The organism is Priestia koreensis, from assembly GCF_001274935.1.
Taxonomy (GTDB): Bacteria; Bacillota; Bacilli; order Bacillales; family Bacillaceae_H; genus Bacillus_AG; species Bacillus_AG koreensis.
In genome coordinates this window covers 51,952-69,341 of sequence record NZ_LILC01000015.1, presented here as the reverse complement: position 1 = coordinate 69,341, position 17,390 = coordinate 51,952, and the positions used below count along the sequence as shown (strand labels likewise).

The 17,390-nt window shown below is 35.5% G+C and carries 12 protein-coding genes and 1 pseudogene; 10 read left to right on the top strand and 3 right to left on the bottom strand.

The genetic code is table 11. The features are described from left to right. Positions 1-111: 111 nt before the first annotated feature. Positions 112-756, bottom strand: a complete 645-nt coding sequence (locus AMD01_RS12900; protein ID WP_053401838.1) for a LytTR family DNA-binding domain-containing protein — start codon at positions 754-756, stop codon at positions 112-114. Between the two features lie 434 nt (positions 757-1,190). Between AMD01_RS12900 and ahpC the strand changes: the two genes are divergently transcribed. Both ahpC and ahpF read left to right on the top strand, forming a co-directional pair. Beyond that, on the top strand, positions 1,191-1,754 hold the full coding sequence (gene ahpC / locus AMD01_RS12895; RefSeq protein WP_053401837.1) for an alkyl hydroperoxide reductase subunit C: 564 nt from the start codon (positions 1,191-1,193) through the stop codon (positions 1,752-1,754). A 13-nt stretch (positions 1,755-1,767) separates the two neighbouring features. Then, positions 1,768-3,297 (top strand): alkyl hydroperoxide reductase subunit F, encoded by a 1,530-nt coding sequence (gene ahpF / locus AMD01_RS12890; RefSeq protein ID WP_053401836.1) that lies wholly within the window; start codon positions 1,768-1,770, stop codon positions 3,295-3,297. 125 nt (positions 3,298-3,422) lie between these two features. On the opposite strand, the pseudogene AMD01_RS25090 reads toward ahpF, so the two are convergent. After that, positions 3,423-3,470, bottom strand: a pseudogene (locus tag AMD01_RS25090) (prepilin-type N-terminal cleavage/methylation domain-containing protein); the annotation flags it as partial. 251 nt (positions 3,471-3,721) lie between these two features. Here AMD01_RS25090 and AMD01_RS12885 point away from each other — a divergent pair. The 7 genes from AMD01_RS12885 (at position 3,722) to AMD01_RS12855 (ending at position 14,781) form a co-directional block, all read left to right on the top strand. Further along, positions 3,722-5,065, top strand: coding sequence for a S8 family serine peptidase (locus AMD01_RS12885; RefSeq protein ID WP_053401835.1), 1,344 nt, complete (start codon positions 3,722-3,724; stop codon positions 5,063-5,065). A 234-nt stretch (positions 5,066-5,299) separates the two neighbouring features. Then, the gene (locus AMD01_RS12880; protein WP_053401834.1) at positions 5,300-6,994 is read left to right on the top strand and encodes a DNA cytosine methyltransferase; all 1,695 of its coding nucleotides are present in this window, start codon (positions 5,300-5,302) and stop codon (positions 6,992-6,994) included. Positions 6,995-7,159: 165 nt separating this feature from the next. Continuing rightward, positions 7,160-8,632: an ATP-binding protein gene (locus tag AMD01_RS12875; RefSeq protein WP_053401833.1), complete on the top strand. Its 1,473-nt coding sequence runs from the start codon at positions 7,160-7,162 to the stop codon at positions 8,630-8,632. After that, positions 8,622-11,264 carry a Z1 domain-containing protein gene (locus AMD01_RS12870; protein WP_245638942.1) on the top strand — a complete coding sequence of 881 codons (2,643 nt, stop codon included), beginning with the start codon at positions 8,622-8,624 and terminating at the stop codon, positions 11,262-11,264. The genes AMD01_RS12875 and AMD01_RS12870 overlap by 11 nt, the downstream gene beginning before the upstream one ends. Next, a complete protein-coding gene (locus AMD01_RS12865; RefSeq protein ID WP_053401831.1) occupies positions 11,261-12,271 on the top strand; it encodes a PD-(D/E)XK motif protein in 1,011 nt (336 codons plus the stop codon). The genes AMD01_RS12870 and AMD01_RS12865 overlap by 4 nt, the downstream gene beginning before the upstream one ends. A gap of 55 nt (positions 12,272-12,326) precedes the next feature. Continuing rightward, on the top strand, positions 12,327-14,090 hold the full coding sequence (locus tag AMD01_RS12860) for an AIPR family protein (protein WP_053401854.1): 1,764 nt from the start codon (positions 12,327-12,329) through the stop codon (positions 14,088-14,090). 154 nt (positions 14,091-14,244) lie between these two features. Further along, positions 14,245-14,781 (top strand): ECF transporter S component, encoded by a 537-nt coding sequence (locus AMD01_RS12855; protein WP_053401830.1) that lies wholly within the window; start codon positions 14,245-14,247, stop codon positions 14,779-14,781. Between the two features lie 54 nt (positions 14,782-14,835). Here the strand turns inward: AMD01_RS12855 and AMD01_RS12850 are convergent, their stop codons facing one another. After that, positions 14,836-16,371: a malate:quinone oxidoreductase gene (locus AMD01_RS12850; RefSeq protein WP_053401829.1), complete on the bottom strand. Its 1,536-nt coding sequence runs from the start codon at positions 16,369-16,371 to the stop codon at positions 14,836-14,838. A gap of 672 nt (positions 16,372-17,043) precedes the next feature. Here AMD01_RS12850 and AMD01_RS12845 point away from each other — a divergent pair. Beyond that, entirely contained in the window at positions 17,044-17,358 is a 315-nt protein-coding gene (locus tag AMD01_RS12845; RefSeq protein ID WP_053401828.1) for a hypothetical protein, read from the top strand. The last annotated feature ends 32 nt before the right edge of the window (positions 17,359-17,390 follow it).

The window sequence follows — 17,390 nt, the reverse complement described above, 5'->3', positions numbered from 1 at the left end:
TAATGAATAGTTAGTTTTATTTTACTCATTAAACACATGGACTTGGGTTTTTCCATACACAAGACGGAATTTTCAGACAAAACAGCGATTATTCCGTATCAAACAGAAAATTTAGAAGCCAAGAAGCTTACGGAAATACCCTGAATACGACTGGCTAACCGGTATCTGATCCCCGTTCTTCATAGCCAATAAAAAGGTTGAGTGGGCATCTGGATAAATCGCTTTAATCTCATTCACATTCACAATAAAAGATCGATGACAACGAATGAAAAAATCCTTTGGGAGTAAGGATTCAAAGTCTTGTAAAGAATATTTATGTGTTCCAGAAATGAGACCTGAATGAACAAGCGTCTTTTTATCTTTTGACTCGACGTAGACCACATCTGAGAATGGAACGGGAATCCAACCGTCGGCCGTTTTGACCGTCACCACCGATTTTCCGTCTGCTAACGCTGGGTAAATAGCGGTCACGACGCCTTCAATTTCGTCTTCCTTCCAAATGGGTACGGCGACACCGTGATAAGGGACACCAAATACATCACGGTGAATAAATTCAGCTACCTTTTGTTTACTCATAATCGCTTGATAGGCAATGGTTCCTTCTTTTATAGGATCATGTTTCGTAATTTTTAAATTAACTCGTTTGCTTGGTCGATAATAAATGTATTCTTTCGTATTGGAAACAGCGATTGAAATTTCATCTGAAAATAAGTCTCCAATCACCTCTAGTAATGCACTCAATGTTATATCTTTCATGAACGTTACCACCCCTATCTATTATAACGTGAATAAAGATGAATGGACTCCCTCATTTTCAGTGATAAATTTGGTGATTTTTCGAGCTTAAAGGAGCGTAATTCTCAATAAATGCCCCCCTATTTTCAAAGCGTCTTCAAAATTTCGTCACAAACATTTTAAAAAGTAAAATTGTTTTTGGATTTTTTGAAACCTTATATTGGATATTACTTGTTCATGTATGTTAAAAATAAGGAAAGAAAAATTTTTATAAACCTTTATTTGACAAGGAATCGTGGTTATTAGACAAATTTTTTAACAATAAAAGCACTTTTCCTTTGACAAGCTCACATGTTTTATATAATAATAAGTATTGAATTAGAATTATTATAATTTATTTTTTGGGTTATAATAATCTTGAAGGATTAAAATTAATTTCTAGGAGGAATTTTGATATGTCATTAATCGGTACTGAAGTAAAACCATTCGTAGCACAAGCTTACCACAACGGTGATTTCATCGAAGTAACAGAAGAAAACATGAAAGGTAAATGGAGCGTAGTTTGTTTCTATCCAGCAGACTTCACTTTTGTATGTCCAACTGAATTAGCTGACCTACAAAAAGAATACGCAACATTAAAAGACCTAGGTGTTGAAGTATACTCTGTTTCTACAGATACTCACTTCACTCATAAAGCATGGCACGATCATTCAGAAGCAATCAGCACAATCGAGTACGTAATGATTGGTGACCCATCTCAAAAAATCTCTCGTAACTTTGAAGTATTAAACGAAGAAGAAGGTCTTGCTGACCGTGGAACTTTCATCATCGATCCAGATGGCGTGATCCAAACAGTTGAAATCAACGCTGGTGGTATCGGCCGCGATGCAAGCACACTTGTAAATAAAATCAAAGCTGCACAATATGTACGTAAAAACCCAGGTGAAGTTTGCCCAGCTAAATGGGAAGAAGGCGGAGAAACACTTACACCAGGACTTGACCTTGTAGGTAAAATCTAAGGAGTCTGATTACATGTTATTAGATGCAAATATCAAAGCACAGCTAGAACAGTATCTTCAAATGCTAGAGAGCGATATCCTCTTAAAGGTTAGCGCGGGAGAAGATAAAGTATCTCATGACATGCTAGCGCTAGTGGATGAACTAGCTACAATGTCATCACGCATTAAAGTTGAAAAAACTGAGTTAGAACGCACACCAAGCTTTAGTGTTAATCGTATCGGGGAAGATACAGGCATTACGTTTGCTGGGGTTCCCCTAGGTCATGAGTTTACTTCATTGGTTCTTGCTCTTCTACAAGTAAGCGGTAGAGCACCAAAAGTAGATCAAAGTGTGATTGATCAAATTAAGAATATGAAAGGCAAGTATCACTTCGAGTCTTATATCAGCTTAACCTGTCATAACTGCCCTGATGTTGTACAAGCACTTAATATTCTTAGCGTCCTAAACGACAATATTAGTCACACAATGATTGACGGTGCTGCTTTCAAAGATGAAGTAGAACGCAAGGAAATTATGGCTGTACCGACTGTTTTCCTTAACGGAGAAGAGTTCGGTAGTGGTCGTATGACATTAGAAGAAATTTTAAATAAAATGGGTAGCGGCCCTGATGCTTCAGAGTTTGCTGACAAAGATCCATACGATGTACTTGTGGTTGGTGGCGGTCCTGCTGGTGCAAGTGCTGCAATTTATGCAGCGCGTAAAGGTATTCGCACGGGTATCGTAGCCGAGCGCTTTGGTGGACAAGTTATGGACACCTTAGGCATCGAAAACTTTGTAAGTATCAAAAAGACGGAAGGTCCAAAACTTGTAGCAAGCTTAGAAGAGCATGTAAAAGATTACAACATCGATGTAATGAACTTACAGCGCGCAAGCAAACTAGAGAAAAAAGACCTTGTCGAAATTGAGCTTGAAAACGGAGCGGTTCTAAAAAGTAAATCTGTCATCCTTTCAACAGGTGCTCGCTGGCGTAATGTTGGCGTTCCTGGTGAAGCAGAATTCAAAAACAAAGGTGTGGCTTACTGCCCTCACTGTGATGGACCACTATTTGAAGGCAAACGCGTTGCGGTTATTGGCGGAGGAAACTCTGGTATTGAAGCAGCAATCGATCTTGCTGGAATCGTGGAACACGTAACTGTTCTTGAGTTCTTGCCTGAACTGAAAGCAGATGCTGTTTTACAAGAACGCTTAAATACCCTTCCAAACGTAACCGTATTGAAAAACGTTCAAACAACTGAAATTACGGGTACTGATAAAGTAAACGGTATTTCATACATGGACCGTGATACGGAAGAAGTAAAACACGTTGAACTAGAAGGTGTATTCGTTCAAATCGGTCTTGTACCGAACACAGAATGGCTAGGCGATGCAATTGAACGCAGTCGCTTTGGCGAAATTCTTGTCGATAAGCATGGTGCAACGAATGTCCCTGGCGTATTTGCTGCTGGTGACTGCACAGACAGTGCTTATAAACAAATCATTATCTCAATGGGATCAGGTGCAACTGCAGCTCTAGGTGCATTTGACTACCTTATCCGCAACTAATAAATAAGCGCCTGCTTTTATGCAGGCGCTTATTTTATTTTCAAAATTATATTTTCTTAATTTTGTGACAAAAGGAGGATTGAAATGGAATAAACCAATAGTTTACCATTAAATTACATCCTATTTCACAACGAAAGGAGGACGATCATGACCTCTATTAACGATAATCCCCGTAATTCTTATTTTGTTAGCCTCAAATGATACCTACCTATTGAAAGGAATTTCAAGCAGTTCTTCGTTTATTAACATTTCTATACAAATGGCTTAATTGTAATCAGTATCCATTTGCGTACCCAACATAATCACTAAAATAATGTCATTCCCGAAAACTAGTCAGGTTATGACAAAATAACCCCGTTGTATGCGGTTCGATCTTTTTTTATACTTAAATAGTTGGAAAATTTCAATATTGGGGGATTCAAAAATGAAAAAATTTTTCGTTAGTGCCTTAACAATGGTTTTAGGAGCGACTGCATTTTTAGGAAGTAGCAGCATTGGACAAGCTCAATCCGTGTCAGAAAATTATACGGTCATTTTCAAATCAGATACAAGTCTCCCATCAAACTATTCGGACTTAATTAAAAAAGCGGGTGGAGACGTATCACAAGCTCTTCCTAAATTAGGAGCCGTTGAAGTTTCATCGGACAACCCTTCTTTTTTATCAGATATTCAAAAAAGTAGCGCTGTATTAGAAGCAACGAAAGAACATAAGGTTTATCAAGAGGATGCCAAAAGTGTTGAAGTGCTAAACACAGACTTTGCCGCTTCTTCTAAAAACGACCTTTATAATAAATATCAATGGGATATTAAACAAGTGACACACGATGGTGCGTCATGGAACTTACCTGGTGGAACTGGAAAGTCCACGAACAATAAGGATATCATTGTGGCTGTAGTAGATACGGGTATTGACTACACGCACCCGGATATTAAAGCAAACTATGCGTACGGAAAATCGTTTGTTCCTGGCGTGACGAGCGCTATGGATCAAGATGGCCATGGCACACACGTAGCAGGATCAATTGCTGGTAATGGGCGCGTTTTAGGCATTGGGCCACAGCTAAAAGTAGCGGCTTATCGTGTATTTGGACCAGACGGTGGCGCTTCAACGGCAAGCATCGCAGAGGCTCTCATGACGGCTGCAGATGACAATGTCGATGTGGTGAATATGTCACTTGGAGGATACGACTGGTTTCAAGACCCTGACTATGCGACAAAGGACGTTGTAGCGGACGTTCGCTTATTTAACCGTGCAATTCAATATGCCATTAAAAATGGTGTGACGGTTGTTGGATCTGCTGGAAATAATGGAGTGGATATCTCTAGCCCTGGTAAACTTTCTGGCGATAATAACGGTGCTACACATAGAAGTCCAAGTAGCCAATCACTTATCCGTGTATCTGCAAGTGGACAAGAGAAAAACCTTACGTACTACTCAAACTACGGAGTAGGAAAAATTGATGTGATCGCCCCAGGCGGTGACTACGGAACGGCTTGGTTAGAAACAGGAGATGCGACACTTCGAGATCGTAATAAGCTATGCCTTTCTACCGTTCCTGGAGGATATGCTTTCTACGCAGGGACATCAATGGCAGCGCCTAAAACGGCTGGATTAGCTGGTGTCATCATCGCTAAGTACGGTAAAGATGTCTTAAAACCGAATCAAGTCAAACACATTATTCAAAACTCTGCAGACGATTGGTTTAAAGCTGGATATGACGGTGAGTCTGGATTCGGGTTTATTAATGCGGTGAATGCTTTGAAGTGATGGAATAAATAAAGTGCAAAACGGATTGATCAATCAATCCGTTTTGCACTTTTATCTTAAAAAAAATGATTTTCTTCACCCCTTCTGTCCCCATCTTTATTTACAAAGCATTTTCTCTCCCTTTTTATAATCTCTTCGAATGTTTATTGGCTATTTAACACTTGCACGACTATTATTTTTACGCTATGCTGCTAGTATCAGAACAAAATGTTTTAGTTAGAAGGGACATTATAAATGAAAGAACACGTATACAATTTAGTTGATTTATTTGCGGGAGCCGGTGGATTAAGTAACGGCTTTCAACAAACTCAAAGATTTAACGTTGTAGCTGCGATAGAATTAAACGAAGCTGCACAGTCCACTTATATAATAAACCATAATAACAACTCCAACATTATTCTAAAAGATCCTGCTACAAATCAAAGTGATATCACAAAAATTGACTTTACAACTTTAAACTTACCTTCGGACCAAACAGTGGTGGTAGGTGGTCCTCCATGCCAAGGATTCTCTAACGCCAATCGCCAAAAAAATTATTTGATTTCAGGTAATAATCAGTTGGTTAAAGAGTACGTAAGAGCAATTAGAGATATTAAGCCTGTAGCTTTTCTAATGGAAAATGTGAAAACCATGCATTCTTCGGTCCATAAATTTTTTGTAACCAAAACAGCTAAGTTAAATAAAAATGATTTTAGCTCGTTACAACATCTTGACTTGATTGCTGAAGATAACGAGCCTATTTACTCCTTAGATCAGATTGATTTATTAGTCTCTAATAACGATGAAATCAGGGAGTTTGTAGAAAATTTCGAGTCGCTATCAGACGTCCCCTCCCCTTTCATTAGTGCTACAGATTCTCTAACTCTTTTAAGGACATTACAAAAACGATTCGAAAAAAAGAAGTACTTGCAACTAAAAGATAATAGAGAAATTAGAGACGTGCAGCAAATTGTGAAACAGTTATCAAATTACCAACACAGTAGTGAGGTCATTCAACAAATTATTACCAAGGCTATAGTATTACTTGAACAATTAACCGACCATCATATCAGGATAAATGAGAAAGTTTCCTCTTTAGTAAGTTTCAATGAATTTAATCGTTTTTTGACACGCTGCAAGGAATTAAATGATGAAGAAATAGAATGCTTAAGATTGTTCACAAGTGTTAACGAATTAAACGAATTTACTGTAAAAGCAGAAGTTTATTCTTATAATGTTGTGGAGTATCTAAAAAGCATCTTTAAGTATTATGGCTATCAAGTGGTTGATGAGGTACTTGATTCATCACATTATGGTGTACCACAAAAAAGAAAAAGATTTATTATGATGGGAGTACGAAAAGATAACATAAAAATAGCATTACCTAAGATACTAACCGACTCTCCTTATACAGTTGAAGATGCAATTAAAGATTTAGAAGCTATTGAGCCTCAAACCGAAATTTCTGGATATAAAAACGATATTTATTACCCGGATCAACAAAGAGATCACCATGTTTCTCCATTACTTGACTATTATAGGGAGAACCTTAAAAGTGAGAGTATTTTATTTAATCATCTCAATACTAAGAGCACACCTCTTATAAAAAAACGGTTTGAAGAAATTAAAAATAGCAATGGTAAAAATTTTCACAGCTTACCAGAGGAATTAAAGTCTAGCTACACGGATGCCAAACGAACTCAAAATACTGTTTACTTAAGGTTGAAATATGAGGAACCTTCTCCAACAGTAGTAAACGTGCGTAAATCCATGTGGCAACATCCCACTAAAGCTCGCGCATTAAGTGTTAGAGAAGCTGCAAGATTGCAATCTTTTCAAGATCAATTTATTTTTATAGGTCGAAAAGATGAACAATATCAGCAAGTAGGAAATGCTGTTCCACCTCTATTGGCAAAAGCTTTGGCAACAAATTTACTTAAATTTATATAGAATAAGGTTTGAACAGCTATTCTAAAAATAGCTGTTCTTTTTAATGGATAATTTTACAGAGCAAAAAAAATAAGTTTATACTAGAATAGAACTATGTACTTTGTAATGTATGGTCAATAATCCTTTATATAGAAAATTAATATTTAGAGTACTAAGGAGGTAATTATGGAAACTATTTTAACAGAACCAGTAGCTGGTCCTGTCATAAATGCACTACGTTCCATTGGCTATAATCCCAGAACGGCTATAGCTGATATTATAGATAATTCAATAGATGCCAAAGCGAAAAAAATAAAATTACAATTTGAATATAATGACGGTAATGGCTACATCCAAATTATTGATAATGGTAATGGGATGGATTTAACAGAAATTCAAAACGCTATGTCTATTGGATCCAAAGATCCACGTAATGAAAGAGGAGATAAAGAGTTAGGACGCTTTGGTATGGGATTGAAAACAGCTTCATTTTCACTTGGAAAACGGCTTAGTGTAATAAGTAAAAAGAACGATGTATTAGTTGAGAGATGCTGGGATTTAGACTATGTTTCTCAAACAAATCGTTGGGATCTTTTCACAGAAATACCCTTAGAAGTACGAAGTAATATAGCTGAGATAACTTCTATTTGTGGAACCGTAGTGTATATTGATAAGTTAGACCGCTTCATGAGAGCAGGACACAACCCCATTCTGGCAAACAGTTTCTTTTCAAAAGTCGATCGGATATATAACCATCTCTCTTTTGTTTTCCATACTTTAATAAACGAAGATCTTTGTATAGAGATAAATGAAAATTCTCTAGATGCTTGGGACCCATTTTTATCTTCACACGATTACACAAACCCTCTTAGACCACGTGTTTTAAAAGATGGTATTGGGAAAATAAAAGTAAGCACTTACATACTACCACATGCTTCTTATCTAACCCCTAAGGAATATAAGCAAGCTGGTGGGATTAAGGGATGGAATGAACATCAAGGCTTCTATATTTATCGCGAAAATCGATTATTGCACTTTGGAAATTGGTTAGATATTTTTCCAAAAGATCAAGCTTCCCAATTAGCAAGAGTTAGAATTGATATTACTAACAAGTCAGATGAACTATGGCATGTTGACATTAAAAAATCTATGGTTAGTCCCCCTGATAATATTAAATCTCAATTGAAGGCAATTGCTCGTGAGGCACGAGATATATCTAAGCAAGTGTTTTATTTCAGAACGCAGAGTAACACCTCAGACACTACCGTTCGAAGCAATATAAATACATGGAGACAAGAAGATAACGAAACTGGCACAGTATTTAAATTAAATCGTTCTCATCCCTTGTTACAAAGAATAATTGAAGATGTCAGTGATGAAACGGTCAAGAATCTGAAAATGTTTTTAAAATTAGTTGAACTAGGTTCACCAGCAAACATTGTGATTATACCTAAAGTAGAAGAAGAGAAAGTTCAACAGATTAGTGAAAGTGATAAATCGCTTATTTCTGAATTAGCTAATATGTATAAGCAACTAATGGATTCTGACAGTTTAGATGAACTAACAAACATTATTCTCATGACGCCTTCAATGGAAAAGTTTAATCGCAACACAATTAAATTTGTAATAGAGGAGAAAGATTATGCAGGTGACAACTAAAGAAGATTATTTTAACTTTTTTAAAGTTCAATACAATACATTTAAATCCATTAATAACAGCAGCGTTTCAAAAGAAGAATTATTTAATAAAACCTGTATGTTTATGGATAATTTTGTTACAAATAACGAAGTTGAAAAAAGAACGATAGAAAACTGGAAACTAGAATTATACACCACTTATGTAGGGGTTATTTATCATTCATCCCCTGTTGTGTTGCGAGTAAATGAACCTAACGGTTGGTATGATGTAAAAAAAAGAACTGATCGTTTTTTTTGGCAAAGATATCAACAATATTTAGTTCAAAAGAAAAAATGGAAACAGGATGTTATTGATGTAATTGATGAAACAACAGATGAAATCTTCCGCTCGATTGGGAACCCTAAGGAAATTAGCTCATTTGACTTTCGTGGTTTAGTACTTGGATATGTTCAATCTGGTAAAACTGCCAACTTTACTGGCCTCATTAATAAAGCATATGACGAAGGTTACAAGTTAGTAATTGTATTATCAGGTATTCATAATGACTTGCGAGCACAAACTCAATTACGTTTAGAAGAAGAAGTTATTGGAAAATCAAATATTGGTGTTGGTACAATACTTAATAATGACGACGATCATTTTATTCATGCTCTAACCTCAGTAGAAAATGATGTAACAGGTATACAAGCAAATATCTCATATAATTTAAGTGGAAATAAGACACTTCTTGTTGTGAAGAAAAATAAAGATGTACTTGAGCGATTAATTGATTTAATGAAAAATTTAATCTCTCAAGCTGGTGATTCACACATCCCTACATTAATTATTGATGATGAAGCAGACCAAGCTTCAATTGATACTAGTGATAAAAAAAAGGGAGAAGACCCAAAAACTATTAACAGACTTATTAGGGAGACTTTAATGCTGTTTGAGCAAAAAGTATATGTCGGCTATACAGCTACACCTTTTGCTAATTTATTAATAGGAACTCATAATGAAACATTAGATCAAGGGCAAGATTTATATCCTAAAGATTTTTTAATTGGATTACCAAAACCTACAGCTTATTGCGGACCTGATGAATTTTTTAATACGTCTGAAGATGCTGACGATGGTCGCCCGTCTCTGATCGTTGATATTGGAGAAACAGACGAAAAAATTTTCAATAGTATTAAGAAAAAAGATGAACATTATAAATTGAATACTATTCCACCTAAACTTAAAGAGGCTATTGAAGCTTTCTTGATTACTGTATCAATTAGAGGGTTACGAGGACAGGAAAATGAACACAATTCTATGCTTATTCATACCTCTCGTTTTACTTCAGTACAAAGTTCTTTAAAGGATGTAGTTGAGGAAGCATTTAATGATATTGTTAATCAAGTGCGCTTTAGCCCTAATAGCTCCATTGTTAAAGAGATAGAAAAACTTTATAAATTAGAGTTTGTAGAAAAGTCTGCTCTATGGAATCAATCCAGAGAAACTAATTATGACACGTTTAATTGGAAAAGTGTTTATGAGAAGATGAAAACTATTTGCACAAAAATCGACGTTATGGAGATAAACGGAAATAGCGAAGAAACTCTAGAATATCACCGCCATAAAGAAAAAGGTTTGAACGTTATTGCTGTAGGAGGAGATAAACTGTCCCGTGGTTTAACATTAGAAGGCCTAACAATTAGTTACTATTACCGCAATACACTAATGTACGATACTCTTATGCAAATGGGGCGCTGGTTCGGATATAGAAAACCATATCTTGATTTATGTCGCATTTACACTTCAAGCAATATTGCATCAAACTTTGAGCACCTAGCAGTTGCTATGCACCAATTGAGAGACGAATTTGAATTGTTGAAGGATGAAAATTTATCTCCAAGCAACTATGCGATTCGCATGCTAGCTCATCCTAAAATGATGCTTACAAGTAACCTAAAGATGCGAAACGCGCAAGCAGCCTATCAAAATTATAGTAATAAACTTCATCAAACTAGGCTTTTTTCAAAAGAAAAAGATGTATTTATTAATAATATGGCAGTTACAACAAAATTAATAGAGATAATCTATCCGAATATTCTCCAACAGGAAAAGAAAGAGCGAAAAGGAAAAACAAAATATCACGTCGCAGAACATGTACCTGTAGAACATGTTATTTCATTTCTATCAAACTATCAAACCTACGAGGGGTCTACTAAGTCGTCGTCTGAAAGCATTATTGAATACATTGAATTACTTAACAATGACTATGGAGAATTACGCAACTGGAAAGTTATCATAGTAGAAGGGATTCCTAGCAATCATAATCAACAAGTTAATCTTGGACCACTCTCTATCTCTAACTGCGTAACTCGTGGTCAATCAGCCGATATAAACTCAATTCCTAGAGACCGAGTAGACGTTAAGGCCATTGTTGCTGCTGGTCAAGAAAGATTTGATGAGACAGATCGAAAAAGCAGTATCACAACACCTAAATTATTTATTTATCCGTTAAATCCTAATACTCCTGTATTCCATCACACTAAAGATGTTGGGTTTAATGCGAGCCTTATTCCAATAGGTTTTGCTGTAGCTTTTCCTGAAACAAATAATAATATTAGTAGTGACATTTACCTAAAGAACAAATCTGTAAATGAAGAAGGAAGGATACAATGAATACTCAAGTTATTAATTTGTATCAAAATAATTTGTCACAAATTAAAAATGATACTCAAAATGGTGTGATGCCCCTAGTTCCTTTATTCCATGAAGATGTTATTGCATTTGGAGGAATTGATACAGTTTCAAAATGTAGATACTTTTTCATCGAAATACCTGACGGCCCATGGGATGAAGATGAAATGAATTCATTACCTAAATGGAACGGTTTAAAAATTAAAATGGAGTTCCATGATAACTTTGGACCGCTAAAAGACAGATACTTTATTGAATTTATTCAGGCAGATCCAGACAGTGGAGATTTATTTGAAACTATTATGCAAAACGTTTTTGACAATGTTATATCAAGAGAGTTAACTGAACCTCTCTTTACGGTTATTTATAAAGTGTTAGAAAAATGGAAGAGCTTTTTCAAACGCGGTGGCTATAAGAAACTTAATGAAGAGCAGCAAAGAGGTTTATATGGGGAATTATGGTTTATGAGAGAATGGATGAAACAAAACCCTGATAAGCCCCCTCTCCTTTTGAATGGTTGGGGAGGTCCTCTTAGTGATCGAATTGACTTTCGAACTAGTGGCTGGGGAGTAGAAATAAAAACAGTTAAGGATCAATTAAACAAAAAAATTCGAATTTCTAATGAGAATCAATTAAAACTTACAGATGCTGTTTCAAGCATATATATATATGTTTGTTATTTAGAAACAAGCCGCAACTTTGGGCAAACTCTTCAGCAATTAGTGGATGACTTGCGTAATAAATTTAATACTTTCTCCCTCCAGTTGCTATTAAAATTTAATGATTCACTGTTGAAAGCTGGCTTTCAAGATAACGAATATACAGATATCTATATGAATGTTTTAGAAGAAGAAGTGTACAAAGTAAACGAAGAATTCCCAGTAATATTAAAAGAAAAATTGCCAATTGCTATCTCTCATATCTCTTATTCCATTGATTTAACACACTGTATAAAATTTAAAGTGGAATTAGATGAAATACTTAAATAGGTGGTTGATTTAGTTGAGCGTTAAATATGAGTTGCAAACTTTTTATCAGGAACTAATGAATGAAATTGAAAAACAGACGTCAAAAACATCTCCTTTTGAAGCTTTTCTCGAAGAATATCTTACATATATGGAAACTCCTCATTCTCCTACTTATGTAGAGTTCTATCGTCCAAACTTAAATATCCAAGTTGATGCTTATTCTTATGATGAAGACGAAAATGAGCTTAACCTCTATATCATGGATTTTGATGAATTTATGGAAGTACCCGAAGAAATATCAATGACTACTTTAAAAGATTTAGCTAACAAAGCCAAAAGATTCTTTAGTCAGTATTCAAGCATTCCGATCGACCCTTCTCATCCAATAATGGATCTAATAAAACTTTTAGACGATAATAGCATTGAAATTGAAAAGTTAACTATTACTATCTTCTCGAATAGATACTATAGATCGAATAAACTTATCGATATAACCTCAACAAAAGGAATTGAAACAGATGTACAGGTTTGGGATGTAGATCGAATTTATCAAGTAACTTCTTCCGATCAAGAATCTTCTAGTATTGTTATCGATTTTCAAAAGGAATTTGAGCAGGCATTTGAATTGATGTATGTTCCACAGCCAAAACAAACAAACTCGAACGGTACTTTTGACTGTTACATAGGGTTCATTTCTGCTGAGCTATTGGCTAAAGCCTACGATAAGTGGGGACCTAAACTAGTTGAAAGAAACGTAAGGTCATTTTTACAAGCTAAAGGATCAACAAATAAAGGTATCAGAGATACTTTAAAAAATGATAATGAAAAAGAAATGTTTGTTGTATATAATAATGGAATTTCTAGTGTAGCTCACAATGGTGATATTATTTCATCTCCAGATAGTAACTTAGTAAAAGTTCATTCATTGGAAGGTTGGCAAATTGTAAATGGAGGGCAAACTACAGCTTCCATTCATCAAGCTTATAAATCTGGAGTTGATTTGAGTGACGTATACGTTCAAACAAAACTTACCATTCTACGTGTTGAAGAAAACAGTGATAACGCTAGGCTAATCGAAGAAGATATGGTATCTAAGATCTCCAAATACGCCAATACTCAAAATAAAATTAATCAATCAGACCTTTTAGCAAACACAAGATTTATGTCTTCCTTAGAGCATTTTTCTAGATCTGTTTGGATTCCTTCACAAGATAAAAGAAAATCTGAATCTAAATGGTACTTCGAAAGAGCTCGCGGCCAATATATGGTAGATTTAAACCGTAGAAAAAAAGGAAAAGAACAGACAGAGTTCAAGAAAGAGTTTCCTAAAGACTTTTTGTTAAACAAAGTTGACTTGGCAAAAAATTTCATGTCATGGGAAGGTTTCCCTCATGTTTCAAGCAAGGGTGGAGAAGAAGCCTTTAAAAAATTTATGGAGTTCAACAAGTCTTATTGGAAATACGAACAAGGATCTGAAGATGACTTAAAGGAGTTAACAGGAAGCTTATATAAAGAGCTTATAGCACGAGTAATTATTAATAGAAAAGTACAGGATATAGTAAACGCTCTAGGTTTAAAAGGCTATAAAGCAAATGTCGTATATTATACTACAGCTATGCTTAAACTAGTTTATGGTGACTCAATTAATCTAACAGAAACTTGGGATAAACAGGGTCTTTCTGATAAGTGGGATGATGTAATTAAAGAAATTGCCCAGACAACCCTTGAATTCTTAAGAGATTCTGCTGGTGAACAAAACGTGACGCAGTGGGCTAAAAAGGAACAATGTTGGATTCAATTTCATAACAAATGTAAAAAACAACTACAATCAATTGTATAACCTAGTGGTTCTTACTTTAGTAAGAACCCTTTTTAATCATTCCTACACATCTTAAAAATAATATTTATTTCTTATTCTAATAAAATTTTTCAACTTTCTGATACATTTCATGCTACTATAATTATCAAAAACATATTTGAAAGGAATTATTCATATGCAACGAACACAAGGATATGCTTCAAACACAAAGACATTTGATTTAATTATTACGGCGATGCTAATTGCGCTTGTATTTGTGGCGACATTTTTTATAAATATTAGGCTGCCCATTACCGCAAATGGTGGATTGGTTCACTTAGGAACTGGGATGTTGTTTATTGCTTCGATCATGTTTGGCCCTAAAAAAGGAGCCATTTCAGGAGCAGTAGGAATGGCGCTATTTGATTATCTTAGCGGCTGGACGCTATGGGCACCATTTAGCTTTGTAACACGTGGCTTACAGGGGTATATTGTTGGGAAAATTGCCTGGTCAAACGGTCGCAGAGGTACAAGCTTTGCCTTTAATTTAATAGCTACGATCGTTTCTGTGCCTGTTATGCTAGCGGGTTACTATATTTGTGAGGGTATTCTATTCCATAACTGGATTTCCCCAGTAGCATCTATTACGGGTAATATCGTTCAAAACGTAGTCGGCATGGTGATTGCTATTCCTGTTTGTACTGCACTTAAAAGATCTTCCATTTTCCGATAATAAAAAAGGAGAAAATCGGTGTCGATTTTCTCCTTTTTTTGTTACGTAAACGTTTTAACTATATACTTCAGTTCCTACCTTATTCGAATGATCGGAAGTCTCTTTTTTTTTCACCAAACCAAGTGTTTCTGCTGTTGATTGATGAAGTTCTCGGAAAAGCTCAGGCTGGTCAGAAAGTGACAGTCCGTAAGATGGGATCATCTCTTTCACTTTTCCCTGCCAGTTTTTCATGTTTTTCGGGAAGCATTTTTCTAATACTTCAAGCATAACGTGAACCGCTGTAGAAGCACCTGGAGACGCACCTAGTAGGGCTGCGATCGTTCCATCTGAAGCTGTAACAACTTCTGTACCGAATTGTAGCGTTCCTTTTCCGCCTGCTTCTGTGTCTTTGATAACCTGAACGCGTTGACCTGCTATAACCACGTCCCAGTCCTCAAGCTTAGCTGTTGGAATGAATTCTCGTAGCTCTTCAAGGCGCTTTTCATTCGACAACAGTACTTGCTGAATAAGATATTTTGTTAATGACATTTCTTTCATACCTGCTGCTAACATCGTGAACAGGTTATTTGGTTTCACAGAACCAATTAAATCTAAATTTGATCCTGTTTTTAAGAATTTCGGCGAGAAGCCCGCAAATGGACCAAATAGGAGTGATTTTTTATTATCAATAAATCGTGTATCTAAATGTGGAACAGACATCGGAGGAGCTCCTACCTTTGCCTTTCCATATACTTTTGCGTGATGTCTTTCAATGACTTCAGGATTGTTACATACCATAAACAATCCGCTTACAGGAAATCCGCCAATCTGCTTAGATTCAGGAATACCTGTTTTTTGTAGTAGAGGTAGGCTTGCACCACCTGCACCAATGAATACAAACTTGGCCGTATGGTTTTCAATTTTACCGCTGTTCATGTCATGAACTTTAACTTCCCAAAGCCCATTGCTTGTGCGCTTAATGTCTTTTACACCATGGTTATAGTTCATTTCGACATTTTTTGTTTTTAAATAGTCAAATAACATACGTGTTAGTGCGCCGAAATTCACGTCAGTTCCTGAATCAATTTTTGTGGCTGCCATCGGTTCAGTAGAAGTACGTTCTTCCATGATTAAAGGCATCCATTCCTTCAACTTTTCAGGATTCTCTGAGTATTCCATACCTTGGAATAGCGGACTTTTTGATAACGCTTCCAACCGTTTTTTTAAGAACGTTACATCTTTTTCCCCTTGAACCAAGCTCATATGTGGAATGGGCATAATGAAATCTTCAGGATTGCGAATTAAGTTACTTTTTACTAAGTAGGACCAGAACTGTCTGGATAATTGAAACTGCTCATTGATTTTAACTGCTTTCGAAATATCGATCGATCCGTCCGACTTTTCTGTTGTATAGTTTAATTCACATAGCGCTGAGTGACCTGTACCTGCATTGTTCCATTCATTGGAGCTTTCTTCTCCAGCACTTGTGAGCTTTTCAAACACTTTAATTTCCCATTCTGGAGCTAATTCTTTCAGTAATGCCCCTAGTGTTGCACTCATTACTCCGGCACCAATTAAAATTACGTCTGTTTTGTTCGGTAGTTTACTCATGATAACCTTCCTCATCCCCTGTATTGGCAAAAAAGGAATTTTTGTTCTTTCTAGAATGTGAAAAAAGCTAGCCCCACATCCCCTTGGAACACACCTTTTCTGTCTCACTGATCTAACTAACTATATTATAAACCATTTTAATTATTTGGAGCTTAAAATATTTACTATTATCTGATAATTATAAACTATTTAAAGCGTTTTAAAAAGGGAGAAGTCTTGATTAATTTTTTAAAAAACATATGGGTTTCTCTGCTTTTATTGAAATGAAGCGAATTATCGCCCTTCATAGGTAAAATATCTTTATATAATTTTTTCGACTTTAAATGCACTAAGTTCCGTTCTTCACATGTAGTATACGTTATTTCTATTCGAAGATGACTGTTCCTATGTCTAGAATCATCAAATGGAAATTTTCTATGCGCCCACACAATACCTATTTACCCTAAATTATAGAAAAAACAGACGAAAAAAGAAAGAACGTATTGGTTACTGCAAATTTAACTCATATATTGATTTATTTTACTTTTTAAATTTAATTTGGAAAAAACTATCGCCTTTTTTCCTAGATTATTTTAATATAAAAAATGGATATTTCGGGTAAATAAGAATTTGTCATTATTTCTATGTTTATTTTACGACCCGTAATTTAATATTTAAGAGGAGTTATACAATATGAAAGTTACACTTACAAAAACTGGTGGTTTAAAAAAAGAAGTTAAAGTAGGATTTAGCTGGACTACTTTCTTTTTTGGTTTCTTCCCGGCATTATTCCGTGGGGATTTAAAATGGGCTGTTATTATGTTCGTCATTGAGGTAATCGTAGGAACCTTTACAGTTGGAATTGGATCATTTATTACGGGTATCATATTCGCATTTGTCTACAACAAAATCTATATTAAAGAACTAATTGAAAAGGGCTATCAACCTGCTACTGAAGAAGGTCGCGCCGTGTTACAAGATCGACAAATTATTTCTCATATTGCTTAAAATAAAAAGCCGCTACAAGATTTTATCTTGTA

Excerpts from the sequence above, each read along its gene's own strand:
- AMD01_RS12900 (WP_053401838.1), bottom strand. The coding sequence starts at position 756 with ATGAAAGATATAACATTGAGTGCATTACTAGAGGTGATTGGAGACTTA.
- ahpF (WP_053401836.1), top strand. The coding sequence starts at position 1,768 with ATGTTATTAGATGCAAATATCAAAGCACAGCTAGAACAGTATCTTCAA.
- AMD01_RS12855 (WP_053401830.1), top strand. The coding sequence starts at position 14,245 with ATGCAACGAACACAAGGATATGCTTCAAACACAAAGACATTTGATTTA.
- AMD01_RS12880 (WP_053401834.1), top strand. The coding sequence starts at position 5,300 with ATGAAAGAACACGTATACAATTTAGTTGATTTATTTGCGGGAGCCGGT.
- AMD01_RS12865 (WP_053401831.1), top strand. The coding sequence starts at position 11,261 with ATGAATACTCAAGTTATTAATTTGTATCAAAATAATTTGTCACAAATT.
- AMD01_RS12860 (WP_053401854.1), top strand. The coding sequence starts at position 12,327 with ATGAATGAAATTGAAAAACAGACGTCAAAAACATCTCCTTTTGAAGCT.
- AMD01_RS12850 (WP_053401829.1), bottom strand. The coding sequence starts at position 16,371 with ATGAGTAAACTACCGAACAAAACAGACGTAATTTTAATTGGTGCCGGA.
- AMD01_RS12845 (WP_053401828.1), top strand. The coding sequence starts at position 17,044 with ATGAAAGTTACACTTACAAAAACTGGTGGTTTAAAAAAAGAAGTTAAA.
- AMD01_RS12885 (WP_053401835.1), top strand. The coding sequence starts at position 3,722 with ATGAAAAAATTTTTCGTTAGTGCCTTAACAATGGTTTTAGGAGCGACT.
- ahpC (WP_053401837.1), top strand. The coding sequence starts at position 1,191 with ATGTCATTAATCGGTACTGAAGTAAAACCATTCGTAGCACAAGCTTAC.
- AMD01_RS12875 (WP_053401833.1), top strand. The coding sequence starts at position 7,160 with ATGGAAACTATTTTAACAGAACCAGTAGCTGGTCCTGTCATAAATGCA.